The sequence below is a fragment of the Saccharomonospora iraqiensis subsp. paurometabolica YIM 90007 genome (assembly GCF_000231035.2).
GTDB classification, from domain to species: domain Bacteria; phylum Actinomycetota; class Actinomycetes; order Mycobacteriales; family Pseudonocardiaceae; genus Saccharomonospora; species Saccharomonospora paurometabolica.
In genome coordinates this window covers 10,422-10,881 of record NZ_KI912204.1, presented here as the reverse complement: position 1 = coordinate 10,881, position 460 = coordinate 10,422, and the positions used below count along the sequence as shown (strand labels likewise).

1 protein-coding gene is annotated in these 460 nt (G+C 75.2%); it reads left to right on the top strand.

Features of this window, described 5'->3' with window-relative positions:
• Nucleotides 1-460: DUF6596 domain-containing protein (locus tag SACPADRAFT_RS25305; RefSeq protein ID WP_040923888.1), on the top strand; the 460-nt coding region annotated here is incomplete at both ends.

The window sequence follows — 460 nt, the reverse complement described above, 5'->3', positions numbered from 1 at the left end:
CCGCCCGCGCCGACACCGCCCGGCGGCGGCGCGAGACCCGCGTGGAGGACGAGCCCGCGCCCGGCCCGGCCGTGGACACCGACGACACGTTGTGGCTGTACTTCCTGTGCGCGCATCCGTCCCTGAGCCCGTCCTCGGCGGTGGCGTTGACGCTGCGCGCGGTCGGCGGTCTGAGCACCCGGCAGATCGCGCGCGCCTACCTCGTGCCCGAGGCGACCATGGCCCAACGCATCAGCCGGGCCAAACGGACCGTGTCCGGCGTGCGGTTCACCGAACCCGGCGACGTCGCCACGGTGCTGCGGGTGCTGTACCTGATCTTCAACGAGGGTTACTCCGGCGAGGTGGACCTCGCCGCGGAGGCGATCCGGCTCACCCGCCGCCTGGCGGCCGCGGTCGCGCACCCCGAGGTGTCCGGGCTGCTCGCGCTGATGCTGCTGCACCACGCGCGGCGGGCGGCCCG